This is a genomic window from Thiothrix winogradskyi (assembly GCF_021650935.1).
GTDB classification, from domain to species: domain Bacteria; phylum Pseudomonadota; class Gammaproteobacteria; order Thiotrichales; family Thiotrichaceae; genus Thiothrix; species Thiothrix winogradskyi.
Genome location: NZ_CP091244.1, coordinates 1,609,597 through 1,630,951, shown reverse-complemented (window position 1 = coordinate 1,630,951; position 21,355 = coordinate 1,609,597). Strand labels below are relative to the sequence as shown.

Below are 21,355 nucleotides of genomic sequence, written 5' to 3'. Positions count from 1 at the left end.
TTCAACATCCAGTATAGACGCATTAGTGCGGTCTGGCAGGACTGGTTTCCTCTTCTTCAGCTATCACCACTGGTGCAGAAGCCGGTGTTTCCGCATCATCATCCAAGTCCTCATCATCAGCTAATGGCACTGGCGCATGTTCCAACGCCAAGGCTAATACCTCATCAATCCACTTAACGGGCCGAATTTCCAAACCTTTTTTGACATTATCCGGCACTTCCGCCAAATCTTTTTCGTTTTCCTTGGGAATCAGCACCAGCTTAATGCCACCACGGTGTGCTGCCAGCAGTTTTTCCTTCAGACCACCGATGGGCAATACTTCACCGCGCAAGGTAATCTCACCGGTCATGGCAACATCAGCACGTACCGGAATGCGCGTCATCGCTGATACCATCGCTGTTACCATGCCGATACCTGCACTGGGGCCATCTTTCGGTGTTGCACCTTCAGGCACATGGATGTGGACATTATTCTTGCGCAGTGATTTACGGGTAATCCCCAAGCTCCGTGCGCGGCTTTTAACCACTGTCTCGGCAGCATGGATAGACTCTTTCATCACCTCGCCTAAGCGCCCGGTACTTTTGATCATGCCATTGCCCGGCAGTAACGCACTTTCAATGGTCAACAAGTCACCACCAACGGAAGTCCACGCCAAACCCGTGACCTGACCAATCTGGTTACTTTTATCGGCACGCCCGTAATCGAAACGTTTCACACCGAGGTATTTCTCAATGTTACGCGGGGTAACAGAACTCTTTTTCTTATCGCTCAGCAAATGTTCTTTGACAGCTTTGCGGCATAACTTAGAAATTTCACGATCCAGATTACGCACCCCGGCTTCACGGGTGTAATGGCGGATAATATCCATCACCGCGCTATCGCTAATGGTCAATTCACCTTTCTTCAAACCATTCGCTTTGATCTGCTTGGGAACCAGGTAATTCTTCGCAATGCTGAGCTTTTCATCTTCGGTGTAACCCGGAATGCGGATGACTTCCATACGATCCAGCAATGGCCCTGGAATACGCATACTGTTAGAAGTCGCCACGAACATTACATCGGACAAATCAAAATCGACTTCCAAATAATGGTCGGCGAAGGTGTGGTTTTGTTCCGGGTCTAACACCTCCAACAAGGCAGACGATGGGTCGCCCCGGAAATCCGTCGACATTTTGTCGATTTCATCGAGCAAGAACAGCGGGTTACGGGTTCCTACCTTCGTCAGGTTTTGCACAATTTTGCCCGGCAAGGAACCGATGTAAGTACGGCGATGCCCACGAATCTCCGCCTCATCACGCACGCCGCCCAGTGCCATCCGCGTAAATTTACGCCCAGTCGCACGCGCAATGGATTGCCCCAGTGAGGTTTTACCTACCCCCGGAGGACCTACCAAGCACAAAATCGGTCCTTTGATCTTTTTGACGCGCTGTTGCACCGCAAGGAATTCGAGGATGCGTTCTTTGACTTCTTCCAAACCGTAATGATCTTCGTTGAGAACCTTCTCGGCATCAGCGAGGTTATTATTGACCTTGGACTTTTTCTTCCAAGGCAAATTAGCCAACCAGTCGATGTAATTGCGCACCACTGTGGCTTCTGCTGACATCGGCGACATCATTTTGAGCTTTTTCAGCTCAGCATCGGCTTTTTCTCTGGCTTCTTTGGGCATACCGGCTGCTTCGACTTTACGCGCCAGTTCTTCCATTTCATTCGGCGCAGCATCGTCCATTTCGCCCAGTTCTTTCTGGATGGCTTTGATTTGCTCGTTGAGGTAATACTCGCGCTGGCTGCGTTCCATTTGTTGCTTGACGCGCCCACGAATTTTTTTCTCGACTTGCAGCAAGTCGATTTCACCTTCCACCAATTCCATCAGGTAGTGAATGCGCTCCTCAACATCGAGCATTTCCAGCACTTTCTGTTTTTCTGCAATCTTCAAACCCAAATGTGCGGCAATGGTATCGGCTAAGCGCACCGGATCATCAATGCTGGATAAGGACGAGAGGATTTCTGGCGGAACTTTTTTATTCAGCTTGACGTATTGTTCAAACAAGCCCACCAAAGAGCGGCTTAATACATCAATCTTGCGGCTGTCACCGGAAACTGAAGAAGCTACTTTGACCCGTGCAGCGGAAAAGTCGCCGTCATTATCAATTGCGATAATTTCCGCACGCTCCAACCCCTCTACCAATACTTTGAGTGTGCCATCCGGCAGCTTTAGCAATTGCAGAATGGTGGCAAGCGTCCCCATCGTATGCACATCATCCAAATCGGGGGCATCCACTTCGGCACTTTTTTGGGCAACTAGCAGGATTTGCTTATTGCTATCCATCGCCATATCCAAGGCTTGGATGGACTTATTGCGCCCGACGAACAAGGGGATCACCATGTGTGGATACACCACAACATCACGCAACGGTAAAACGGGAACGATGATTGATTCAGCCATAATAAGTACTCACTGTGGCAGATAAGAAACCCCTCACCCCCCAGCCCCCTCTCCCTCAAGGGGCGAGGGGGAGCAGGAAAGATGACTTCTTAGCCCCTCTCCCCCTGAAGGAGAGGGGTTGGGGTGAGGGGATCAAATAAATGTTATTCGCCTGCGGCTAGTTGTTGCTGCGGCTCGACATTTTCATAGATCAGATAAGGTTGGGACTCGCCTTTGACAACGGCATCATCCACCACCACCTTGCTGACGTTCTGCTCAGATGGCAAATCGTACATGGTATCCAGCAAGATTTTTTCCAGAATAGAACGCAACCCACGCGCCCCAGTTTTGCGCTCCATCGCTTTACGCGCAATCGAATGCAAAGCGTCATCACGGAAGACCAATTCAGCACCTTCCATTTCAAACAACTTGGCGTATTGCTTGGTTAACGCATTGCGCGGTTCGGTGAGAATTTGCACCAGGGCTGTTTCATCCAGCTCTTCCAAGGTGGCAACCACCGGCAAACGCCCCACGAACTCTGGAATCAAACCGTAATGCACCAAATCTTCCGCTTCGATGTCTTTGATGACTTCACCGAAACTGCGGCTTTCTTCGGGTGATTTCACCTTCGCCGAGAAACCAATGCTGCCCTTTTCGGTACGGCGACGGATGACCTTATCCATACCAGAAAACGCACCGCCCACAATGAACAGGATATTGCGGGTATCGACCTGCAAAAACTCTTGCTGCGGATGCTTACGCCCACCTTGCGGGGGGACAGACGCTACCGTGCCTTCGATCAGTTTCAACAGGGCTTGCTGTACACCTTCGCCAGACACATCACGGGTAATGGAAGGGTTATCGGCTTTGCGGGAAATCTTGTCAATTTCGTCGATGTAGACAATGCCAGTCTGGGCTTTTTCCACATCGTAATCACATTTTTGCAGCAACTTCTGGATGATGTTTTCCACATCTTCACCGACATAACCGGCTTCCGTCAGGGTCGTGGCATCCGCAATCGTGAACGGCACATTCAGTAAACGTGCCAGCGTTTCTGCCAGCAAGGTTTTACCGCTACCCGTCGGGCCAATCAGCAAGATATTGCTTTTCGCCAGCTCCACATCATCTTTGCCGCTACCTTTTTTGTACAAGCGCTTATAGTGGTTGTAAACCGCTACTGAAAGCACACGCTTTGCCAGTTCCTGACCAATCACGTACTCGTCCAAGTTGCCTTTGAGTTCACGTGGTGTCGGCAGGGAAGATTGTTCGTCAGACCCTTGCGCGGTATGCATTTCCTCTTGAATGATGTCATTGCACAAATCCACACATTCATCACAAATGAACACCGAAGGGCCAGCGATCAGCTTACGCACTTCGTGCTGGCTTTTTCCGCAGAAAGAGCAATACAGCAGCTTGCCGCTATCGTGATCGCCTCTTCTATCTTTACTCATCAGAACCTCTATCCTGTGCCGCTTCACGACACATCAACGATATAAACCAAAGGACTATATTGTGTCCGTATGACTGCTTTCAAACTATATTATTCTAATAAACTTGTCTTGTGACAAGAATACTCGCCTTTTACAAGTATTTTACGCTTCTTTTGCTGAAAAACACCTGTCCAGATACGAAAACAGCCTGTCAAGACAGGCTGTTTTCAGATAAAAGGCGACGCTTACGACCTAAAAATCAGGTACGAACCGTTAAGACTTCATCGATCAAACCGTATTCGCGTGCTGCCACCGCATCCATGAAATTGTCACGGTCGGTATCTTGCTCAATACGTTCAACAGATTGCCCTGTATGGTCAGCCAACACCTTATTCAATACTTCACGCATCTTAAGGATTTCACGGGCTTGAATCGCAATATCTGACGCCTGCCCACGTGACCCGCCTGACGGCTGGTGAATCATGACGCGGGAATGTGGCAGTGCAAAACGCTTACCCGGTTCACCCGCCGCCAGTAATACCGCCCCCATGCTCGCTGCTTGACCGATACACAAAGTGCTGACTTGTGGCTTGATGAACTTCATAGTGTCGTAAATCGCCATGCCTGCGGTAATCACCCCACCCGGAGAATTGATATACAGGTGAATATCTTTCTCAGGGTTTTCGGATTCGAGGAACAGCAACTGCGCCACAATCAGGTTTGCCATGTAATCTTCGACTTCACCCACGCAGAAAATGACCCGTTCCCGCAACAAGCGCGAGTAAATGTCAAAAGCGCGTTCGCCACGAGCCGATTGCTCGATAACCATAGGAACACCAACAGCGCGTGGTTCATCTGGGTTTCTTACAAACATTACAACCTACCTTATTTGTGTGCGGGAATCAGGCTTGTGCCTGCTCCGGCTTTTTAGGGTTCATGACGCTATCGAAATCGCGGGTTTCGTCGTTGACCGTGGCTTTTGCCATGACCCATTCAACGATCATTTCTTCCATTACCGCTGCTTCGATGGTCTGCATGGCTTGACGGTTGCCACGGTAGTAGTCTTTCAGCGCTTGCGGGTCTTCATAGCTGGCAGCTACGGTTTCCAACATGGCTTCCACTCGTGCAGGGTCACGTTGCAGGCTGTGTTGGCGAATCACTTCACCCACAATCAAACCCAACTTCACGCGGCGCTCTGCTTGCGGCGCAAACAACTCGTCGGGGATATTATCTGCCGGAGAGCCAGTGTTTTGCGAGAACTCATCACGAACGTAGCGGATTTCTTCCTTCACCAGTGACTTAGGAATATCAATCGCGTGTAATTCCGCCAAGCCGTCCATTACCTGCTGCTTGAGCTGGGTTTTGATGGCAGTGTCGAGTTCACGCTGCATATTCTTTTTGATCTCAGCACGGAAATCATCCACCGAACCGCTTTCTACGCCGAATTTGGTGATGAAATCGGTATCAACTTCCGGCAACGTGGCAGCACGTACTTGCTTCATGGTCAGCTTGAATTGTGCCGTTTTGCCTTTCAGATTTTCTGCGTGGTAAGTATCCGGGAAAGCCACATCAATGGTTTTCACTTCACCGGCTTTCATGCCAGCCAGACCGTCCTCAAAGTCTTTCAACATGCGACCTGCGCCGAGTTCGACTGAGTAATCTTCCGCAGCACCACCCTCAAATGCTTCGCCATCGACAGAACCATCGAAATCAACGTTTACCATGTCGCCCACCGCAGCAGCACGGTCAACTTCATTCCATTCCTGATTTTGCTTGCGGATAACATCAATCATTTTGTCGAGATCAGCATCCGTAATCGCTGCCACCGGACGGGTAACGGTCAGGGTTTCAACGCCTGCAATGACCACTTCCGGGTAAATCTGGAAACTTGCCACGAATTCAAGGTCTTTACCGGCTTCCATCGTTTTCAGGTCGATTTCAGGCAAACCAGCCACACGCAATTTTTCTTGGTTAGCTGCATCCTGGAAGGCAGAACCCAGCAATTTTTCCACCACCTCGTAACGCACGCCATCTTCATAGCGCTTTTTAACCACGCTAAACGGCACTTTGCCGGGGCGGAAACCGTCGATTTTGACGCGGCCCACCATGCCTTTCAGGCGTTTTTCTACTTCTTGGTCGATTTTTTGGGCAGGAACTGCCACTGTCATTTTGCGGTCGATGTTACCGGTTGTTTCGACAGAAAATTGCATGTAAAAACCTCGTTACAAGCCTCACATCCACCGATGCAGGGCAGATCATCATTAAAATCAAGGATTTAAAGTGGTGCGAAAAGAGAGACTCGAACTCTCACGCCTTGCGGCGCTGGTACCTAAAACCAGTGCGTCTACCAATTCCGCCATTTTCGCATGTATCAATTTGCGGATTCCGGTTAGCAAACCTTACCGAGAATCACGAAGGAGGCGATTATACACAGCCATCTGGCTTTTGCATAATATTTGAAGCGGGAAAAAAGTGGGGTGGCTGATGGGGCTCGAACCCACGACCACCGGAATCACAATCCAGTGCTCTACCAACTGAGCTACAGTCACCACGGAAAACGTTATCATCTGCGGGGCATCGAAATGGCGCGCCCGGCAGGGCTCGAACCTGCAACCTACGGCTTAGAAGGCCGTTGCTCTATCCATTGAGCTACGGGCGCAAGTAGGAAATCGAAAATTAATTGGTCGGAATAGAGGGATTCGAACCCCCGACCCCCTGTACCCAAAACAGGTGCGCTACCAGGCTGCGCTATATTCCGACATTGAAAGAAGTAGAATACGTTGATTCTGTTCCTCAATCAAGAGCGCGAACTATACGTAGCACGCGCTTTTGCGTCAAGCCCTAAATAACGTTTTTCTTCAACACAGCAATTAGCCCATCCGACATATCCAGAACTTTTGATACACAGGGGAATCACGCAGCTATACTATATACTGTAACAATTCACACACGGTGGGTATCCGCATGTTCGAGTTTCCCAACGCCTATTGCGTGCCGTTTGACGGCAGTTTCGACCTATCCGCAGTGCCATCCAGCCCGCCCCAAGACGTGGCTGATGACAAACAACTGGAAAAACATCTGGAAAAGCTGGTGGCTCGCATCGACGAGCTTCAGCAAATGTTCTACGCCCATGACAAGCATTCGTTGCTGCTGATCTTTCAGGCGATGGATGCGGCAGGCAAGGATGGCACTATCCGTGCCGTCACCCGTGGTGTCAACCCGGCAGGCTTTCAGGTGTTTTCCTTCAAACAACCGTCGGCAGAAGAACTCGATCACGATTTCCTGTGGCGTACCAGCAAATGTTTGCCGGAACGTGGGCGTATCGGCATTTTCAACCGCAGCTATTACGAGGAAGTGCTGATAGTACGGGTTCACTCGGCATATCTGAGCGGACAAAACCTGCCAGCGGAAGTGAACCGCGATACGCTGTGGGCAGACCGGTTTGAATCCATCTGCGGTCATGAAAAGCATCTGGCACGTAACGGCACGGTGATCCTCAAATTCTGGCTGAATGTGTCGCGTGATGAGCAGAAAAAGCGTTTCCTCAAGCGCTTAGACAAGCCGGATAAGAACTGGAAATTTGCCCCCAGTGACGTGAAGGAACGCCAGCATTGGGATACCTATATGCAGGCTTACGAGGATGCCTTGCGTGCCACTTCACATAAACAGGCTCCTTGGTACGCGATCCCGGCGGACAACAAGGATTACATGCGGGTGGCTGTGGCTGAAACCATCGTTAAAACGCTGGAATCCCTGCAAATGGATTACCCGCAACCCAGCGCGGCAGACCTTGCCCGCTTTGAAGAATGCCGCCAGTTACTGGCAAGCGAAGGAAATCAATAAGTGAGTTCGCTTTACCCGCCCATTCGCGATAATGGCCATTAACCGACACTATCCTCAGAGCCATAAATCCACGGATTCACTATCGCAACGCCTGTCGGTTTGAAATCATCCACATTGCGGGTCGCAACTGTCATCCCGTGAACCATTGCGGTTGCTGCAATCAGTGCATCCCGATCTGAGCGCGGGTCTGGCACATGCAGGCTGGCACATTGCCGCGCAACGGCGGTATCCACTGCCAACACACGCTCAGCAAAGCTGGGCAACACTTGGGTTTCCAACCACTGGCGCAACATTGCACCTTGGGTAGGATCACGCCGTTCCAGCAATAAGATGCCGGTTTCCAGCTCCAAAATGCTGATTGCCGACACAAATAAGCCGGTGGTAGGCACGCTTTGCGCCCAAGCGACGACGTGCGGGTCTGCCTTGCCGGTTTTGGCTTTGCGTAGTTCGGAAACCACGTTGGTATCCAAGACGTACATTAAAGTAACTCCGCAGGCTGGTACAATTTGCCACTCAAACGCGGTGGCTCGAATTCGATGTCAGCCGCTGCTGGCATTGCCAATAAGTCAACGATACTTACCTGCTGCCCGGTAATGCGCAAGTATTCTCCAATACTGAGTAACACATGGGCGGGTTTGCCCCGGTCGGTGATGAATACCGGGCCGTTGAGTGCCGCTTTTTTGGCGCGGCTGGCATCCTGATTGAATTCGCGGCTGGAAAGCGTTGTGATCATGGCAACACCTCTTGCATTAAGTCATTGTAGAAACAATACTACAAAAGTTCGATCAATAGTAGCCATTAGGCTTACGGGAACCTCTAAAAACCCACTGATACCCACACAAATGTGAGAAAATGCTCATCTGAGCCACCGCCCCGTTACTAGCCATGCCCAAGAAAAGTGCCATCAAAACCAGTCTGTTTGCCGCCGAAGAGCGTGAACAGAAACTCGACCGCAAGGGCGACCTGCTGTCCACGCTGAACCAGCACGTCAACTTTGTCGCCTTGGCAGCAGAAATCGACCACATCGCCCCACGCCCAAGTGACAAGCGAGGAGGCCGTCCACCCTACCCAACGGAACTGATGGTACGGGTCTTGGTGTTGCAACACCTGTACAACCTGTCGGACGAGGCATTGGAATACCAATTGCTTGACCGGCTGTCGTTCCAACGGTTTTGTGGCCTGCGTCATTCCAGCACGATCCCGGATGCCAATACCTTGTGGGTATTCCGTGAACGGATCAGCGCGGCAGGTGGTGCGGATGCCCTGTTTGATGCCGTCCAACGGCAATTACAACAACACGGTTTTATTGCCCGTGGTGGTCAAATCGTCGATGCCACGCTGGTGGAAGCCCCTAAACAACATTTCCACAAAGAAGAAAAAGCGCTGTTGGAACAAGCGGCAACACCCGCTGGCTGGACACCTGCCAACGTCGCCAAAAGGATACGGAAGCAAGCTGGACGAAAAAACACGGCAAAAGCTACCACGGCTACAAACTCAGTATCAGTGCCGATCGGAAATACAAACTCATCCGCAAACGCCACATCAGCACCGCCAAAGAGCATGACACCAACCATTTTGAAGCGGTGCTTGACCGAGCCAACACCAGCCGTGACGTATGGGCGGACAAAGGTTATGAAGACCAATCCCGTGAACAACGCCTCAACCAAGGTAGCTGGCGGTTACACATCCAGCACAAAGCCAAGAAAGGCAAGCCGCAATCCGACTGCCAGAAACGCCGCAACACCCGCATCGCCAGACCCCGCGCACGGGTTGAGCATGTGTTTGGGTCAATCTGTGCGATGGGTGGCAAAGCCATCCGCAGCATTGGGTTGGCACGGGCAGTATTCGGCCTCAGCATCAAAGCAACCGTGTATAACCTGCGTCGGCTCTGTTCGCTCAGAGAGGGCGGAGTTGTGCCCATTTGATGGAGAAATTCCCGAAAAAACAGCAAAAATGCGGAAAAACAACCTGATTGTGGCTTGGTGTGCTAAAAATTGAGATGGGTTGGTGTTTTTTTAACAAAATGCCGATAGGCCAACGCTAACCGTTGCAATACGCCGGGTTTTTAGAGGTTCCCTTACGTTTTGGCGGTTGATTCTGCCCAAAACACGCGCATGTCGGCGTTGTCCACGCGCTCGTAAATCGCTTCGACCGCGACCGTTAAGCCGATGGATTCCAGCGTGACGGTTGAGCCGGGGTAGTAATAGGTAGAACGCCATGCCTCGCTGCGCCGTTGTACCACCACTTCGGCAATGTCTTGCTCGATTAGCACGTATTCCAACAGGCTGGGCAAGGCGAGGTATTCGGCGCGTTTTTCGGTTTTATCTTTGCGGTGGGCGCTGCCAGATAACACCTCCACAATCAGAATCGGGCTTTCGCGGACATAGGTATCTGGCGAGGGGTCATCGTTGCACACCACCATCAAATCGGGGTAGCGAAAACGCTTGGCGGTGGTTTTTACCAGCATGTCACTGGTCATCGGGAAACAGGATTTACCGCGCTGGTGGTTCCAGATCAAGGCATACAAATTGCCTGAAATACGGTTATGGTTGGTGCTTGCTCCCGCCCTTGCGTACACCTTTCCCTCAACGTATTCGTATCGCTGTTCGCTCTCGCGTTCGCCTGCGAGGTAGTCTTCGACGCTGAGATAATCGTGTGGGTGTGCTGGTGGCATCGGGCTTTCTCCTAAACGAGTTCTTCGTTTGAGGTTAGCACACGCACCAAAATGGCGGTATTTTGCTGTGGATGTGTGTTTTATTTATAGGATTCAACCATCAACTTATGATAGAGTTTTAGGCAATTCGTCAAACGTTGGCGACAACTCAATACGCGCCATACCAATCATAACAACACGCGACTGACACTATGCTGGTTTCGACGCGGTAGGGCGGTAGCGTGTTTACGATTTGTATGACACTCCCAGAATATGCGGAATGCTTGGCGAACCAAATTGGCAGTCTCTGCTTGTTGGTTGTGTGGATGCTGACTGTTCCGAGTACTCGAGTACTGAGGTCACCACATGAGTTTCGTAAAAAACAAAAATACTCAAACTGTTTAAAAAATAACGCCATTAAATACACATCATTCTATTAATTACTAATATCAGGCAATCACTAATGGATAATAAAGTTTACTATGGAGAATACTCCTTAAAGCATTGGATTGATTTAGTATTAAAACAAAACATTGTTCTTCCTGACTACCAACGTTATTTTGTGTGGAATGAGAAAAAAGCAAAAACTTTGATAGAAACCTTTAAAAACAAACAGTTTGTCCCTCCTGTTACGATTGGCGCATTTAAAATTGGAGGTACAAATCAGAATCTAATACTTGATGGACAACAACGAATAACTAGTATATTGCTGGCATATCTTGGTTTATACCCCGACGCACAAACATATAAAACCACAATAGAATTATTTGCCAACGATAATGATGAATCAGCAGAAGATGAAGATGAGTTACAACTTGATAATGTTCTCCAGTGGAATATAAAACAACTAACTGCAAAGGGGAAAACTAAAGACGCGATACTTCAGCAAATTGTCAGTGGAAACTATAAGACTATCAATTTTGATATTAATGATGACTTTCTAAAAACGACTTTCTTGGGATTCTCGTATTTAGTACCTCATGCATCAGATGAAAAAGAACAACAGAAATACTATTCTTCTGTATTTAGGAATATAAATATTCAAGGGGAGCCTCTACTTCCTCAAGAAAGTAGGGCTTCTTTATACTTTTTAGATCAGGACTTGGTTGGTTTCTTTTCTCCTCGCTTCTTCGGTAATATTGCAATAAAAGTAGTTAACACTGAAACTAAAGCCGACTTTGTTAGATACCTATCTCTTTTGTCCCAGTATCATAAAAATGGAAGTGCGCACAATGTAGCACGAAGCTATAAACCCAAAATGGAGAAATTTTACGAAGAGTATATTTATGCATCAATTAGTAATGAAGACTCAGAAACCTATGGTAAATTTTCAAATATCATCCCAAACAAAGAATATGAAAATATTTTTTCGAGACTAAATATCACTTTAGCTGAATTAGAAATTCCAAGCAGTTATCCGTCCATCATAGATTTAGATACTTATATTTTTGGCTTAATATACCAAATAATTTTTCAGAAGAAAAAAGTTGACGTATCTAAGAAAGATCATTTAATGCATGAAATTAAAGCAGCAATTGAAAATTTCAAACAAGTAGGATCTCATAAGAAAAGCCCAAATAATTTAGGACATTTAAGAGAGCGCATTAGTCAATCAATATCAATTTATGAGAGATTCACCTCTAATGAATCATAATGATTTTATATTATCACCAGTCTCTGATATTTTAAAAAATGTTGTTTCTGCAAGTACGGGAATAGGCAACGGAATAGAAACTTATCCATTATTCGATTATATAATGCAATCTGCCTTCTTAAAAATGACTGGTGCACAAGAACAAAAAATGAAATGTATTTCTTGGGAACTGGCAACTCATGATTATGAGCTTAGATATATTAGATTTACCCAGAATCGATTGGGAGAGTGTTCATGTTATAAAGAAAAGAGCATTATATATAAAGATATAATCGAGCAAATTGAAAAACATAGTTCAACAACCTTTAATACAAACCAAGCTGATAAAATTAAAATACTAAGAAAAACATCATCATCAATAAATGACACATTCTTAGATTCAAACTTATTAATTTGGGCGCAAAAAAGTTTTTATGAGTATCGCAACATTTGGAGCAATGTTTCATATGGATATTTTTTTGTTGACAAGAACAATATGCTTGCAGAGACAGCCAATCACTCTCTTAAAAAAATCTATGAGAATCAACTATATAAACATAGAAACAGGATTGCACACAACACACAGTCATATCAACAAAATTTACCGACATTAAAAACACTCATCAAGGAAGACTATATACATGAAAACTATTTCATTTATTTCTCAATATTAATACTAATTGATAATATTTTCATGGATTTATATAGGAAATACCATGAGGTTATTAATGGAGAAGATATTTTTCTATAAGTTACAATGGCATATTACGTAAATCACACTACTTTTGAAATTCTGCTAGAGAGTTCTAAGTTTTCCACATTTTCATTAGACATCCTTACACCCTATAAATTTATTGAGTAATTTATGGCAAAAAAGAAATTAAATGGTCGCTTCTACTTCGAGTTAACCACCAACTACAACTTAATAGGAGAGTATTCAAGCAATTATAGCCAGCACAGTGAACCTGAATCAGCAAGTAGAATTTATTATGAAGGTGAAGACAAAAATAACAAAAGTTATGATTTTATTGGGGATTACCTGACAATTTGGCAAGAGGATGGTAGTGCGATAATAGCAAATCTAAAAATTATAGAAAAACCAAATTGCACAAATATATACTCGTTATTATGGAGTTCAACCACAGATCAAAATACAATCTACTTTACAGGTGAGGCCATGCTATATAGAAACTCCATAATTGGCGACTATCGTCCGGGACGATAATAAAGTATATTTTATAATTTTAACGTGAGTACAATATGAAGTTACAAGTAAAACACAGCAAAAAATATTTAGCAAAAGATAATAACGGAAGAGCCATTCAAAACATAGAAGCTGACGAATGGGTATTTGTTTCTGATAATAATGAAGAAATTAATCCAAAACTAGGAGATTATGGAAGAATCATATTAAAAGAATCAAAAAAACCATCACGTTGCTGGCAGCCATCAAGCGACTTTCCTCGTGATGGTTGGCTTATTGACTTAGCTCCTGTTCAAATAGGCAATGATAGTCAATTCTGGCGATTTATATTAGAAGATGAAGATGAATTTTATGTTATTGAAAATAAAAATGAACGCCGAGAAAAAGGAAGAAACATCAGGATTAAAAAAGCCTGCATGGATGTATGTGAAGCTAAAATGAGTAATAACATTATAGTTATTGTTTACCATATTAATGGTGCAAATGGTTCTGACAATCAACGATGGAAAATAATAAATACGTCAGATGAGGTTAATTTAGATTCGTGATAGACGCAGTAACAACCAGTGTCGTCGTCATACTTAACATTATATTGGCTAACGACTATTAATTTATCAAAAAAATTTTATAAATAGGAGGTTTTGTGAAGATTATTTCTGGTACTTTTGGTGTTAAAGGTGATGCCTTTATAAGCAAAGATAGGAAGTTGGTTGTAAATGCAGCGAAAAAAGCCATATATTCAAATAACCAAATTACCTCTATAAATACTAGCGTAGAGAAAGAAAGAAAATTCGCCGTCATTGGATTCATACTTGGAATGATCATTTTTGTCCCAATAATCGGTTTCATTTTCGGACCCATCGGGGCAATAGCCATGCTTATTATTTTAGTTATCCTTGGATTCTATAATGATGAAAATAACATTGTGGATGTTTGCTTTTCTGATGGCGAGAGCATTAAACTTAACTGCACTAACCGCATGATTAAAAATCTAATTCAATTTAAAGAAAATAGCTAATAGAGTTCATAATCTTACAATTTTTATCTATTTGAAAAATCCAATCGGGTAGCTAGGGACTTCTAACAAAGACGGCAATATTGTTCAAATCGTTATACTCGAAGCGAAAGAGAAAGGGCTATATCCTGTCATTCCCATGAAGATGGCAGCCTGACACATAGGATGATCAATCGAATTTGCACTCTTTGATTTTAGCCCATGCCGCCACATCCAGAACTTGTGATACACTGGTACATCACGCATCGCCGGAAGCAAGCATGAAGCCCAGAGTCTACATCGAAACGTCAATTCCCAGCTATCTCACTGCCAGACCAAGCAACGATATTCGGGCAATGGCGAACCAGAACACAACAATCGAGTGGTGGGAGAACCGTAGACCCTATTTTGAGCTTTATATCTCAGAATTTGTCATCGCCGAATCGTCCCAAGGTCATCCCGAAGCGGCTGCCCGTCGCCTTGCTGCACTTGAAGGCATTGATGCGCTTGATATTCCCGTCGAAGCCAGAGAACTTGCTCGCGCTTTAATTAAAGAAGGCTCGTTACCTGAAAAAGCTGAAATTGATGCTTATCACATCGCAGTAGCAACGGTGAACGCAATGGACTACTTATTAACGTGGAATTGCACACATATCGCCAATGCCGTGATGCGCCCAAAAGTAGAAGCTGTTTGCCGTTTTCATGGCTATGAACCACCTATTATTTGCACACCACAAGAACTCATGGAGGGTTAATTATGTGGCAAGACCCTATTATCAAAGAAACACGCGAATTGCGTAACCAATATGCAGCGCAATTTAAACATGACTTAGATGCCATCTTTGAAGATATTAAAGCAAGGCAAGAAAAATCAACGCGGAAGCGGGTATCTTTTCCACCACGCAAGCCTGCTGTCATCAAGAAGTGCGCTTAATCAATTAGGAACACCATGACCCCAGCAGAAATCAAACGCTACCGAGAACGCGCCAATAGAGCAAAGCGCGAACTCCTCAAAGAAAAACAACAATACGGATACATCAACGACGGCTCAGGCAAACGCTACCTCGCCCCCGTCTATTACGTTTTGGCTGGCGATAATGACAAGGCATTAGCCTTTTACACGTGGTTTGAAGAAGAGTTCGATGATGACATCGGCGAACCCGTCTTCGATTTGTATTGGGTACTGGCTGAATTTCGGGCTGGCAACACAGCGCAAGCACGTTACCGCCTACAAATCGTCATGCTCAACAATTTGTACCTGCTGCCATTCCTGTTCAATAAACCCATCGACCGACTGGATATATGGCACTGGTCAAACCAAGCCGACAACAGTTACCTAAGGGAAATTCAAGAATACCTGCATGAACCCACCCCAGCAGAACGCCAATGGATTGAGGCTGAATACAACAGCCAACCGTTCACAACATTACGCCAAGAATACATTGCCACGTACCATCAGTTAAAACACGAGCGCGATGTTCCAAAGCGTAAGGAAATACTGGATAAATGGCGCAAATTCTCCGCAACCTTTCTGCAAAAACCCGCTTAGAAACGTGTAACGAAACATCTTCTGTAGGAGCTTGCCCTGCAAGCGATCGCCAGCAAGGCTGGCTCCTACAAAAATCGGGAATCTAAAGCACTAACCACGCCAACACCCCATACCGCCCCCCCTTCGCCACTGCCACCACCACCACAAACGGCAGCAACGGCATCCGCATCACCCCCGCCACCACCGTCAGCGGATCACCGATGACCGGCAACCAACTCAATAACAACACCCCCCACCCGTAACGCTGAAACCACTGTTGCGCCCGCGCCAAGCTTGCCGCTTTCACCGGAAACCAGCGTTTATCCTGAAAGTGTTCCAGATAACGCCCCAACCACCAATTAATCACCGAACCCAGCGTATTACCCAACGTCGCCACCGCAATCAACAGCCAAAACGCACTCTGCCCGTTGAGCAATAACCCAACGAGCACGGCTTCCGATTGCGCGGGAATCAAGGTAGCGGCGAGTAACGCCGACGTGAACAGCAGCAGATAATCCATCGCGGCATTATCTGCCAAACAAACGGATTATGCCGCCTCTTTGGCAGGCACTTTTTCAGCTCAACGATATTACCCCTTGCGCCCGTGTCGCTTTCTTGAGGAAGGTACGGCGTGCGGTTGCGTGTATGTTGCTCATCGTAAAAACCTTTTTCGTAGCCAAAAAAAAGCCCTGACAATCTGCTGGGGAGGAGGAGCCAACAGTCGTCATGGCAGCTTTACCCAAATACCCGCGCTACGTCGCACGGTTAGGAGGAGGAGTCACTTCCCCTATGTGTCAAGCTACCCTGAGACCACCCCGATAGCGAAATGAATGTATAATCGGGTCAAGACACAGGAAGCAAGACGATGCCGAAACCAACCAGTGAATTACCGGACAACCACGTGATGCCAAACCCACGCCATGAAAAGCGCACCTACCGCTATTTCAGTGCAGCAGACAAGAAACGCATCCTTGCCGAAGCTGATGCCTGCGCTCACGGTGAATTGGGTGAACTGCTACGCAGAGAGAAGATTTACAGCACTCAACTGCAAACATGGCGCAATCAATTGGCAACCGCAGGCGAAACGGGCTTGGAGAACGCCACGGTGGGACGTAAACCGTCAAAAGACAGCAAAGATAAAGCGATAGATGCCCTCCAACGCGAAAACGCCAAGCTGGAACAACGTCTACAGGTGGCGGAAGGCTTATTGGAACTCCAAAAAAAAGCCTTCACGCTATTGGATCACCTGAACAACGTGAGCCGCTCATGAGTATCCTACTGGAAAGCCGTCCCCCGGATGTCTCCGTGCGTGCAGGTTGTGCCGCCTTGGCGCTATCACGTGCCAGCTATTACCGCTACAGTAGCAACCAGACGGTCATTGACGTGGTGGCAAACGACGCAGTATCTGACGCTGTGCCGGTGTCTGATGAACCGGCACCGATGGCGGAAACCACCGCAGCGGTTGAAGCCATTGCTATCGTTGAAACCGTTGCTGCCGTCCGCCCGATCCCGGACAATGCTCTAAGTGCCGCCGAACAGGAACAGGTACTGACGGTACTCAACAGTGAACGCTTTGCTGACCAACCACCCGCCGAAGTGTATGCCACCTTGCTGAGCGAAGGCATCTATTACTGCTCCGTCAGCACCATGTACCGCCTGCTGCGCAAAGCTCGGCAAATCGGGGAACGCCGTCCCCAACGTCAACCTCAGACGCACGCCATGCCGCGCCTGCGAGCCACGCGCCCCAACGAAGTGTGGACGTGGGACATCACGAAGTTAGCGACTGAACAACGCGGTGTTTACCTGTCACTGTACGTGGTGCTGGACTTGTACAGCCGTTTCATCGTCGCCTGGATGGTCTCCCGCAAGGAGAACAGCCACCTAGCCAAACAACTGATGCAAGAAGCCAGCACCCGTTACCGCATTGGCTTGGGGGAACTCACCCTGCACCAAGACCGGGGCGCACCCATGACGGCTCACGGCTACCTCGACCTGATGGCAGAACTGGAGATCACCTGTAGCCACAGCCGCCCACGAGTCAGCAACGACAACCCGTTCAGCGAAAGCCAGTTCAAGACCTGCAAGCAACAACCCGATTACCCCGGACGCTTCGCCAGTGTCAGCCATGCGCGGGAATGGTTTGCCGACTACGTGGAATGGTACAACTTCGACCACCAACACAGTGGCTTGGCTTTCTTCACCCCCGAACAAGTGTTCACGAATCGGGTGGGCGACGTGGCTATTTGCCGCCAAACGGCATTGCAAACCGCCTATGAAACCAACCCAAAACGGTTCATCAACGGTGCGCCCGTCGTTAAGTTGCCGCCCAAGGAAGTGTGGATTAATCCGGCACATCCTGACGAAGCGGATGAAAACATAGCAGTGAATTTCCCTACATTATCGGCTGCCAAAAAAGCCTGTTTGTAGTTTTATTTTTTAACAGACCGGTCTCAATTTGCTTGACACGTTCCGCTTCATGATTACGCAGTCGCCGTTGACTGCATGATGATTACAATGCAATGGGTGTGCCAAGTGGAAAATCAGCGGATTTGTGGCAGAAATGGTGGGTTTCGCTGCCGCTCTGCCCATCCTACGGTTCATTAGGTTGCACTTATGTTGTGCTTTTTCGGCTTAATCGGGCGCAATTGGTGCAACGCCAGCATTATTCCCTTACAATCATCCTATCCAATCATCCTAGGAAAGATAGGCATGAAAACCGTCAATGTCAGCAGCTTGAAAAACAACCCCAGCGAAGCCTTGCGCTACGCCCACGAGGACATGGTGTTAGTCATGAACCGCGACCAACCCGACGCACTGATGATCGGGCTGAACCAAACCGGCGGAATGCTGGATATGCCCGGTGTACGCACCGCGTTAGCCACCTCGCTATTCAAAGACAGTGCATTATCACTGGCACGTTCCGCACGGCTGGCAAACATGGTGCTGGCAGATTTCATCGCCCACGTTTCGCGGCTGGGCATTCCCGTCATTAACCAAACTGCCGCCGAAGCCAACCAAGACATGGATACGCTGGAACAATGGCTCGCGTCGTAATTGCCGATGCCAGCCCATTGATTGGGTTAGCCATTGTCGATGGCTTGCAATGGTTGCCGCACCTGTTCGGCGAAGTCTGGCTACCCGAAATCGTGCGCAATGAAGTATTACCGGGCAAACAAGCGCCTGGTGAAATTGCTATACAAGCAGCCCTGTCCGCTGGCTGGTTGCAAGTCTGGGAACAACCCTTCCCTGCCCTCACAGGGCTTGACCTCGACGAAGGGGAAAGTGCCTGCATCAGCCTTGCCTTACACCACCCCGACCCCGTACTGTTAATCATGGACGAACGTGCCGGACGCGCAGTCGCCTTGGAAAAAGGGTTAACTATCACCGGCACGGCTGCCATCATTGGCATGGCAAAACAGCGCGGCTTAATCCCTGTCGCCCGCCCGGTATTTGAAACCTTGCACCAAGCGGATTTTCGGATTGCCGCCGCTGTTATCCGCCAAATTTTGACGCGGATTGGAGAATAAACACACGATGAAACTGTTCTACTCCCCCACCTCCCCCTACGCCCGCAAAGTGCGCATGGTCGCCATTGAAACCGGGTTGACGGCACAAATCGACGTTATATCGGTGAACGTCGCGCAAGAACAACCCGAACTCTTCGCCGCCAATCCGCTCGGCAAAGTCCCCGCGTTAGTGCTGGAAAATGGTGAAGCCTTGTTCGATAGCCCGGTGATTTGCCGCTATCTCGACAGCCTCAGTGGTAACACCCTACTCCCCTTATCCGGCTGGCAACACTGGGAAGTATTACGTTGGGAAGCCCTCGCCGATGGTGTGATGGATGCCGCCTACAACCGCGTGATGGAAGAACGCAGCCGCCCCGAACACGAGCGTTCCCCCGCCGCGATGACCCGCTGGGAAACGGAAATCACCCGCACCTTGCAATATATCGAAGCCCGTCTCGACACCTTGGGCGCAGACCTCACCTTGGCACATTTGGCGTTGGGCGCAGCGCTTGGCTATCTGGAATTCCGCCTGCCGCACCTATTGCACGCCGCCGCTTGCTCGCAAACATTGGCTTGGTACGCACACTTCCGCGAACGCCCCGCAATGCAAACCACCCAACCCACGTAAAAACCACTGGAGGCAGCGCATGAACACCAACGTTGAAACCTGGGAATCCCCGGTAGGAATTTTGTACATTGCCGCCACCGACTACGCGCTGTGTGCCTTGGCTTTCGACAGCAATTGGCAACGCATCCGCGCCACCTTGGGTAACGTCAAAGCGCAAAGCAATGCCCTAACCCAAGCCGCCATCAGTCAATTACAAGCCTATTTTGCCGGAACACGCCGCTGCTTCGCCCTACCGCTGGAATTGCACGGCACCGATTTTCAACTGCGCACTTGGCAAGCCCTGCGTGAGATTCCCTACGGCAAAACCCTAAGCTATTCCGAACAAGCGCAAATGATCGGGCAACCGCAAGCGGTGCGTGCCATCGGGCATACCAACGGCTTAAACCCTGTCAGCATTATCGTGCCTTGCCATCGGGTGATTGCGAAATCGGGTAAGCTTGCGGGGTACGCGGGCGGGTTGGCTGCGAAGGAGTATTTGTTGGCGTTGGAGGCTAAATAATGCTTGCGCATCCTGCTGCGTAACGGCGGATCAGATATGATCTATCGGGGTTTGACACGCAACCAACCGTTTACCAACCTTGGCTTAAGTACTATTTTCAGTGGCTTTTTTACAACTGGGATAGGGATTGCTCTACCGCTTAATCCCTATAACCAAGGAGATCCACATGAAGCTTTTCCTGACCACTGCCCTGTTGAGCTTAACCCTGTTTAGCCCCCCGTTACTGCTGGCGAAGGAAACCACCCCCGCCGCCCCCAAAATCATCAAAATGGCGACCACCACCAGCACCGAGAATTCCGGTTTATTGCAAGACATCCTGCCCAAATTCGAGACGAAAACCGGCTACAGCGTACACGTGATTGCGGTTGGTTCGGGCAAAGCGTTAAAAATGGGTGAAGATGGCGACGTGGATGTGGTGCTTTCCCACGCCCCCGCTGCGGAAAAAGAATTCGTCGCAAAAGGCTTCGGCGACCAGCGCTACCCGGTGATGTACAACGATTTCATTGTGCTAGGCCCCGCAGCAGACCCCGCCGCACTTAAAGGTTCCACCACTGCCCCGGAAGCGCTCGGCAAAATTGCCAGCAAAGCCGCGCTGTTTATTTCCCGTGGCGATGATTCCGGTACACACAAGAAAGAACTGGCACTATGGGAAACCGCCAAGCTCAAACCTGCCGGTGATTGGTATCGCGAAGCGGGCGATGGCATGGAAAAAGTGATTCAAATGGCGGGCGAACTGGATGCATACACCTTGGCGGATCGGGGAACCTGGTTATCGGTGGCGGACAAATCTCCACTGAAAATCCTCCACGCAGGCGACAAAGACCTGTTTAACCCTTACGGTATTATGGCGGTGAGCCAAACCCGTTACCCCGACATTAACCATGCTGGCGCTCAAGCCTTGATTGATTGGATGGTGTCCGCTGAAGGGCAACAAGCGATTGGTGAATTTAAAGTCAACGGCACGGTGCTGTTTACTCCGAATGCCGACACCAGCACCACGGCTCAATAAGCACGC

General features: G+C 48.4%; 24 protein-coding genes, 4 tRNA genes and 1 pseudogene. 17 read left to right on the top strand and 12 right to left on the bottom strand.

What is annotated here, in order from left to right; genetic code table 11:
• Nucleotides 1–22: 22 nt before the first annotated feature.
• From lon to L2Y54_RS08200, 8 genes are all read right to left on the bottom strand, one after another.
• Nucleotides 23–2,443, bottom strand: a complete 2,421-nt coding sequence (lon, locus tag L2Y54_RS08235; RefSeq protein ID WP_236501349.1) for an endopeptidase La — start codon at nucleotides 2,441–2,443, stop codon at nucleotides 23–25.
• Between the two features lie 143 nt (nucleotides 2,444–2,586).
• Complete coding sequence (gene clpX / locus L2Y54_RS08230) at nucleotides 2,587–3,873, bottom strand: ATP-dependent Clp protease ATP-binding subunit ClpX (RefSeq protein ID WP_236501347.1); 1,287 nt, start codon at nucleotides 3,871–3,873, stop codon at nucleotides 2,587–2,589.
• 238 nt (nucleotides 3,874–4,111) lie between these two features.
• On the bottom strand, nucleotides 4,112–4,726 hold the full coding sequence (gene clpP / locus L2Y54_RS08225) for an ATP-dependent Clp endopeptidase proteolytic subunit ClpP (protein WP_236501346.1): 615 nt from the start codon (nucleotides 4,724–4,726) through the stop codon (nucleotides 4,112–4,114).
• A 28-nt stretch (nucleotides 4,727–4,754) separates the two neighbouring features.
• Nucleotides 4,755–6,062 carry a trigger factor gene (gene tig / locus L2Y54_RS08220; RefSeq protein ID WP_236501345.1) on the bottom strand — a complete coding sequence of 436 codons (1,308 nt, stop codon included), beginning with the start codon at nucleotides 6,060–6,062 and terminating at the stop codon, nucleotides 4,755–4,757.
• A 71-nt stretch (nucleotides 6,063–6,133) separates the two neighbouring features.
• Nucleotides 6,134–6,218 (bottom strand) — tRNA-Leu (locus L2Y54_RS08215).
• Nucleotides 6,219–6,325: 107 nt separating this feature from the next.
• A tRNA-His gene (locus tag L2Y54_RS08210) sits at nucleotides 6,326–6,401 on the bottom strand.
• Nucleotides 6,402–6,435: 34 nt separating this feature from the next.
• Nucleotides 6,436–6,511: transfer RNA gene (locus tag L2Y54_RS08205), tRNA-Arg, on the bottom strand.
• Between the two features lie 22 nt (nucleotides 6,512–6,533).
• Nucleotides 6,534–6,610: transfer RNA gene (locus tag L2Y54_RS08200), tRNA-Pro, on the bottom strand.
• A gap of 206 nt (nucleotides 6,611–6,816) precedes the next feature.
• Here L2Y54_RS08200 and L2Y54_RS08195 point away from each other — a divergent pair.
• Nucleotides 6,817–7,695, top strand: coding sequence for a polyphosphate kinase 2 family protein (locus L2Y54_RS08195; protein ID WP_236501344.1), 879 nt, complete (start codon nucleotides 6,817–6,819; stop codon nucleotides 7,693–7,695).
• A 38-nt stretch (nucleotides 7,696–7,733) separates the two neighbouring features.
• On the opposite strand, the gene L2Y54_RS08190 is transcribed toward L2Y54_RS08195, so the two are convergent.
• Both L2Y54_RS08190 and L2Y54_RS08185 read right to left on the bottom strand, forming a co-directional pair.
• Nucleotides 7,734–8,174, bottom strand: coding sequence for a type II toxin-antitoxin system VapC family toxin (locus L2Y54_RS08190; protein WP_210225463.1), 441 nt, complete (start codon nucleotides 8,172–8,174; stop codon nucleotides 7,734–7,736).
• Entirely contained in the window at nucleotides 8,174–8,428 is a 255-nt protein-coding gene (locus L2Y54_RS08185) for a type II toxin-antitoxin system Phd/YefM family antitoxin (RefSeq protein ID WP_093070798.1), read from the bottom strand. Before L2Y54_RS08185 ends, L2Y54_RS08190 begins: the two co-directional genes overlap by 1 nt.
• 152 nt (nucleotides 8,429–8,580) lie before the next feature.
• Here L2Y54_RS08185 and L2Y54_RS08180 point away from each other — a divergent pair.
• Nucleotides 8,581–9,620, top strand: a pseudogene (locus L2Y54_RS08180) (IS5 family transposase).
• Nucleotides 9,621–9,772: 152 nt separating this feature from the next.
• On the opposite strand, the gene L2Y54_RS08175 reads toward L2Y54_RS08180, so the two are convergent.
• Nucleotides 9,773–10,369 (bottom strand): Uma2 family endonuclease, encoded by a 597-nt coding sequence (locus L2Y54_RS08175; RefSeq protein ID WP_236501343.1) that lies wholly within the window; start codon nucleotides 10,367–10,369, stop codon nucleotides 9,773–9,775.
• Between the two features lie 442 nt (nucleotides 10,370–10,811).
• On the opposite strand from L2Y54_RS08175, the gene L2Y54_RS08170 reads away from it, so the two are divergent.
• The 8 genes from L2Y54_RS08170 (at nucleotide 10,812) to L2Y54_RS08135 (ending at nucleotide 15,728) form a co-directional block, all read left to right on the top strand.
• Nucleotides 10,812–12,002: a DUF262 domain-containing protein gene (locus tag L2Y54_RS08170; protein ID WP_236501342.1), complete on the top strand. Its 1,191-nt coding sequence runs from the start codon at nucleotides 10,812–10,814 to the stop codon at nucleotides 12,000–12,002.
• The gene (locus tag L2Y54_RS08165; protein ID WP_236501341.1) at nucleotides 11,992–12,732 is read left to right on the top strand and encodes a hypothetical protein; all 741 of its coding nucleotides are present in this window, start codon (nucleotides 11,992–11,994) and stop codon (nucleotides 12,730–12,732) included. Before L2Y54_RS08170 ends, L2Y54_RS08165 begins: the two co-directional genes overlap by 11 nt.
• A 114-nt stretch (nucleotides 12,733–12,846) precedes the next feature.
• Complete coding sequence (locus L2Y54_RS08160) at nucleotides 12,847–13,206, top strand: hypothetical protein (RefSeq protein ID WP_236501340.1); 360 nt, start codon at nucleotides 12,847–12,849, stop codon at nucleotides 13,204–13,206.
• Between the two features lie 35 nt (nucleotides 13,207–13,241).
• Nucleotides 13,242–13,733 carry an RICIN domain-containing protein gene (locus L2Y54_RS08155; protein WP_236501339.1) on the top strand — a complete coding sequence of 164 codons (492 nt, stop codon included), beginning with the start codon at nucleotides 13,242–13,244 and terminating at the stop codon, nucleotides 13,731–13,733.
• Nucleotides 13,734–13,828: 95 nt separating this feature from the next.
• The gene (locus L2Y54_RS08150) at nucleotides 13,829–14,203 is read left to right on the top strand and encodes a hypothetical protein (protein ID WP_236501337.1); all 375 of its coding nucleotides are present in this window, start codon (nucleotides 13,829–13,831) and stop codon (nucleotides 14,201–14,203) included.
• 257 nt (nucleotides 14,204–14,460) lie between these two features.
• Complete coding sequence (locus tag L2Y54_RS08145; protein WP_210219618.1) at nucleotides 14,461–14,934, top strand: type II toxin-antitoxin system VapC family toxin; 474 nt, start codon at nucleotides 14,461–14,463, stop codon at nucleotides 14,932–14,934.
• A gap of 2 nt (nucleotides 14,935–14,936) precedes the next feature.
• Nucleotides 14,937–15,113 carry a hypothetical protein gene (locus L2Y54_RS08140; RefSeq protein WP_236501336.1) on the top strand — a complete coding sequence of 59 codons (177 nt, stop codon included), beginning with the start codon at nucleotides 14,937–14,939 and terminating at the stop codon, nucleotides 15,111–15,113.
• Between the two features lie 15 nt (nucleotides 15,114–15,128).
• The gene (locus tag L2Y54_RS08135) at nucleotides 15,129–15,728 is read left to right on the top strand and encodes a hypothetical protein (RefSeq protein ID WP_236501335.1); all 600 of its coding nucleotides are present in this window, start codon (nucleotides 15,129–15,131) and stop codon (nucleotides 15,726–15,728) included.
• Nucleotides 15,729–15,810: 82 nt separating this feature from the next.
• Here the strand turns inward: L2Y54_RS08135 and L2Y54_RS08130 are convergent, their stop codons facing one another.
• On the bottom strand, nucleotides 15,811–16,245 hold the full coding sequence (locus L2Y54_RS08130; RefSeq protein WP_479688091.1) for a YqaA family protein: 435 nt from the start codon (nucleotides 16,243–16,245) through the stop codon (nucleotides 15,811–15,813).
• Nucleotides 16,246–16,572: 327 nt separating this feature from the next.
• Between L2Y54_RS08130 and L2Y54_RS08125 the strand changes: the two genes are divergently transcribed.
• From L2Y54_RS08125 to L2Y54_RS08095, 7 genes are all read left to right on the top strand, one after another.
• Nucleotides 16,573–16,977, top strand: a complete 405-nt coding sequence (locus L2Y54_RS08125) for a hypothetical protein (RefSeq protein ID WP_236496365.1) — start codon at nucleotides 16,573–16,575, stop codon at nucleotides 16,975–16,977.
• Nucleotides 16,974–18,134: an IS3 family transposase gene (locus L2Y54_RS08120; RefSeq protein ID WP_236496403.1), complete on the top strand. Its 1,161-nt coding sequence runs from the start codon at nucleotides 16,974–16,976 to the stop codon at nucleotides 18,132–18,134. Before L2Y54_RS08125 ends, L2Y54_RS08120 begins: the two co-directional genes overlap by 4 nt.
• A 282-nt stretch (nucleotides 18,135–18,416) precedes the next feature.
• Nucleotides 18,417–18,761 carry a UPF0175 family protein gene (locus tag L2Y54_RS08115; protein WP_236501334.1) on the top strand — a complete coding sequence of 115 codons (345 nt, stop codon included), beginning with the start codon at nucleotides 18,417–18,419 and terminating at the stop codon, nucleotides 18,759–18,761.
• Nucleotides 18,746–19,234, top strand: a complete 489-nt coding sequence (locus L2Y54_RS08110; protein ID WP_236501333.1) for a PIN domain-containing protein — start codon at nucleotides 18,746–18,748, stop codon at nucleotides 19,232–19,234. The genes L2Y54_RS08115 and L2Y54_RS08110 overlap by 16 nt, the downstream gene beginning before the upstream one ends.
• Nucleotides 19,235–19,241: 7 nt before the next feature.
• Nucleotides 19,242–19,841, top strand: a complete 600-nt coding sequence (locus L2Y54_RS08105; RefSeq protein ID WP_236501332.1) for a glutathione S-transferase — start codon at nucleotides 19,242–19,244, stop codon at nucleotides 19,839–19,841.
• A 19-nt stretch (nucleotides 19,842–19,860) separates the two neighbouring features.
• A complete protein-coding gene (locus tag L2Y54_RS08100; RefSeq protein ID WP_236501331.1) occupies nucleotides 19,861–20,340 on the top strand; it encodes a methylated-DNA--[protein]-cysteine S-methyltransferase in 480 nt (159 codons plus the stop codon).
• Nucleotides 20,341–20,506: 166 nt separating this feature from the next.
• Nucleotides 20,507–21,349: an ABC transporter substrate-binding protein gene (locus tag L2Y54_RS08095; protein WP_236501330.1), complete on the top strand. Its 843-nt coding sequence runs from the start codon at nucleotides 20,507–20,509 to the stop codon at nucleotides 21,347–21,349.
• Nucleotides 21,350–21,355 lie beyond the last annotated feature (6 nt).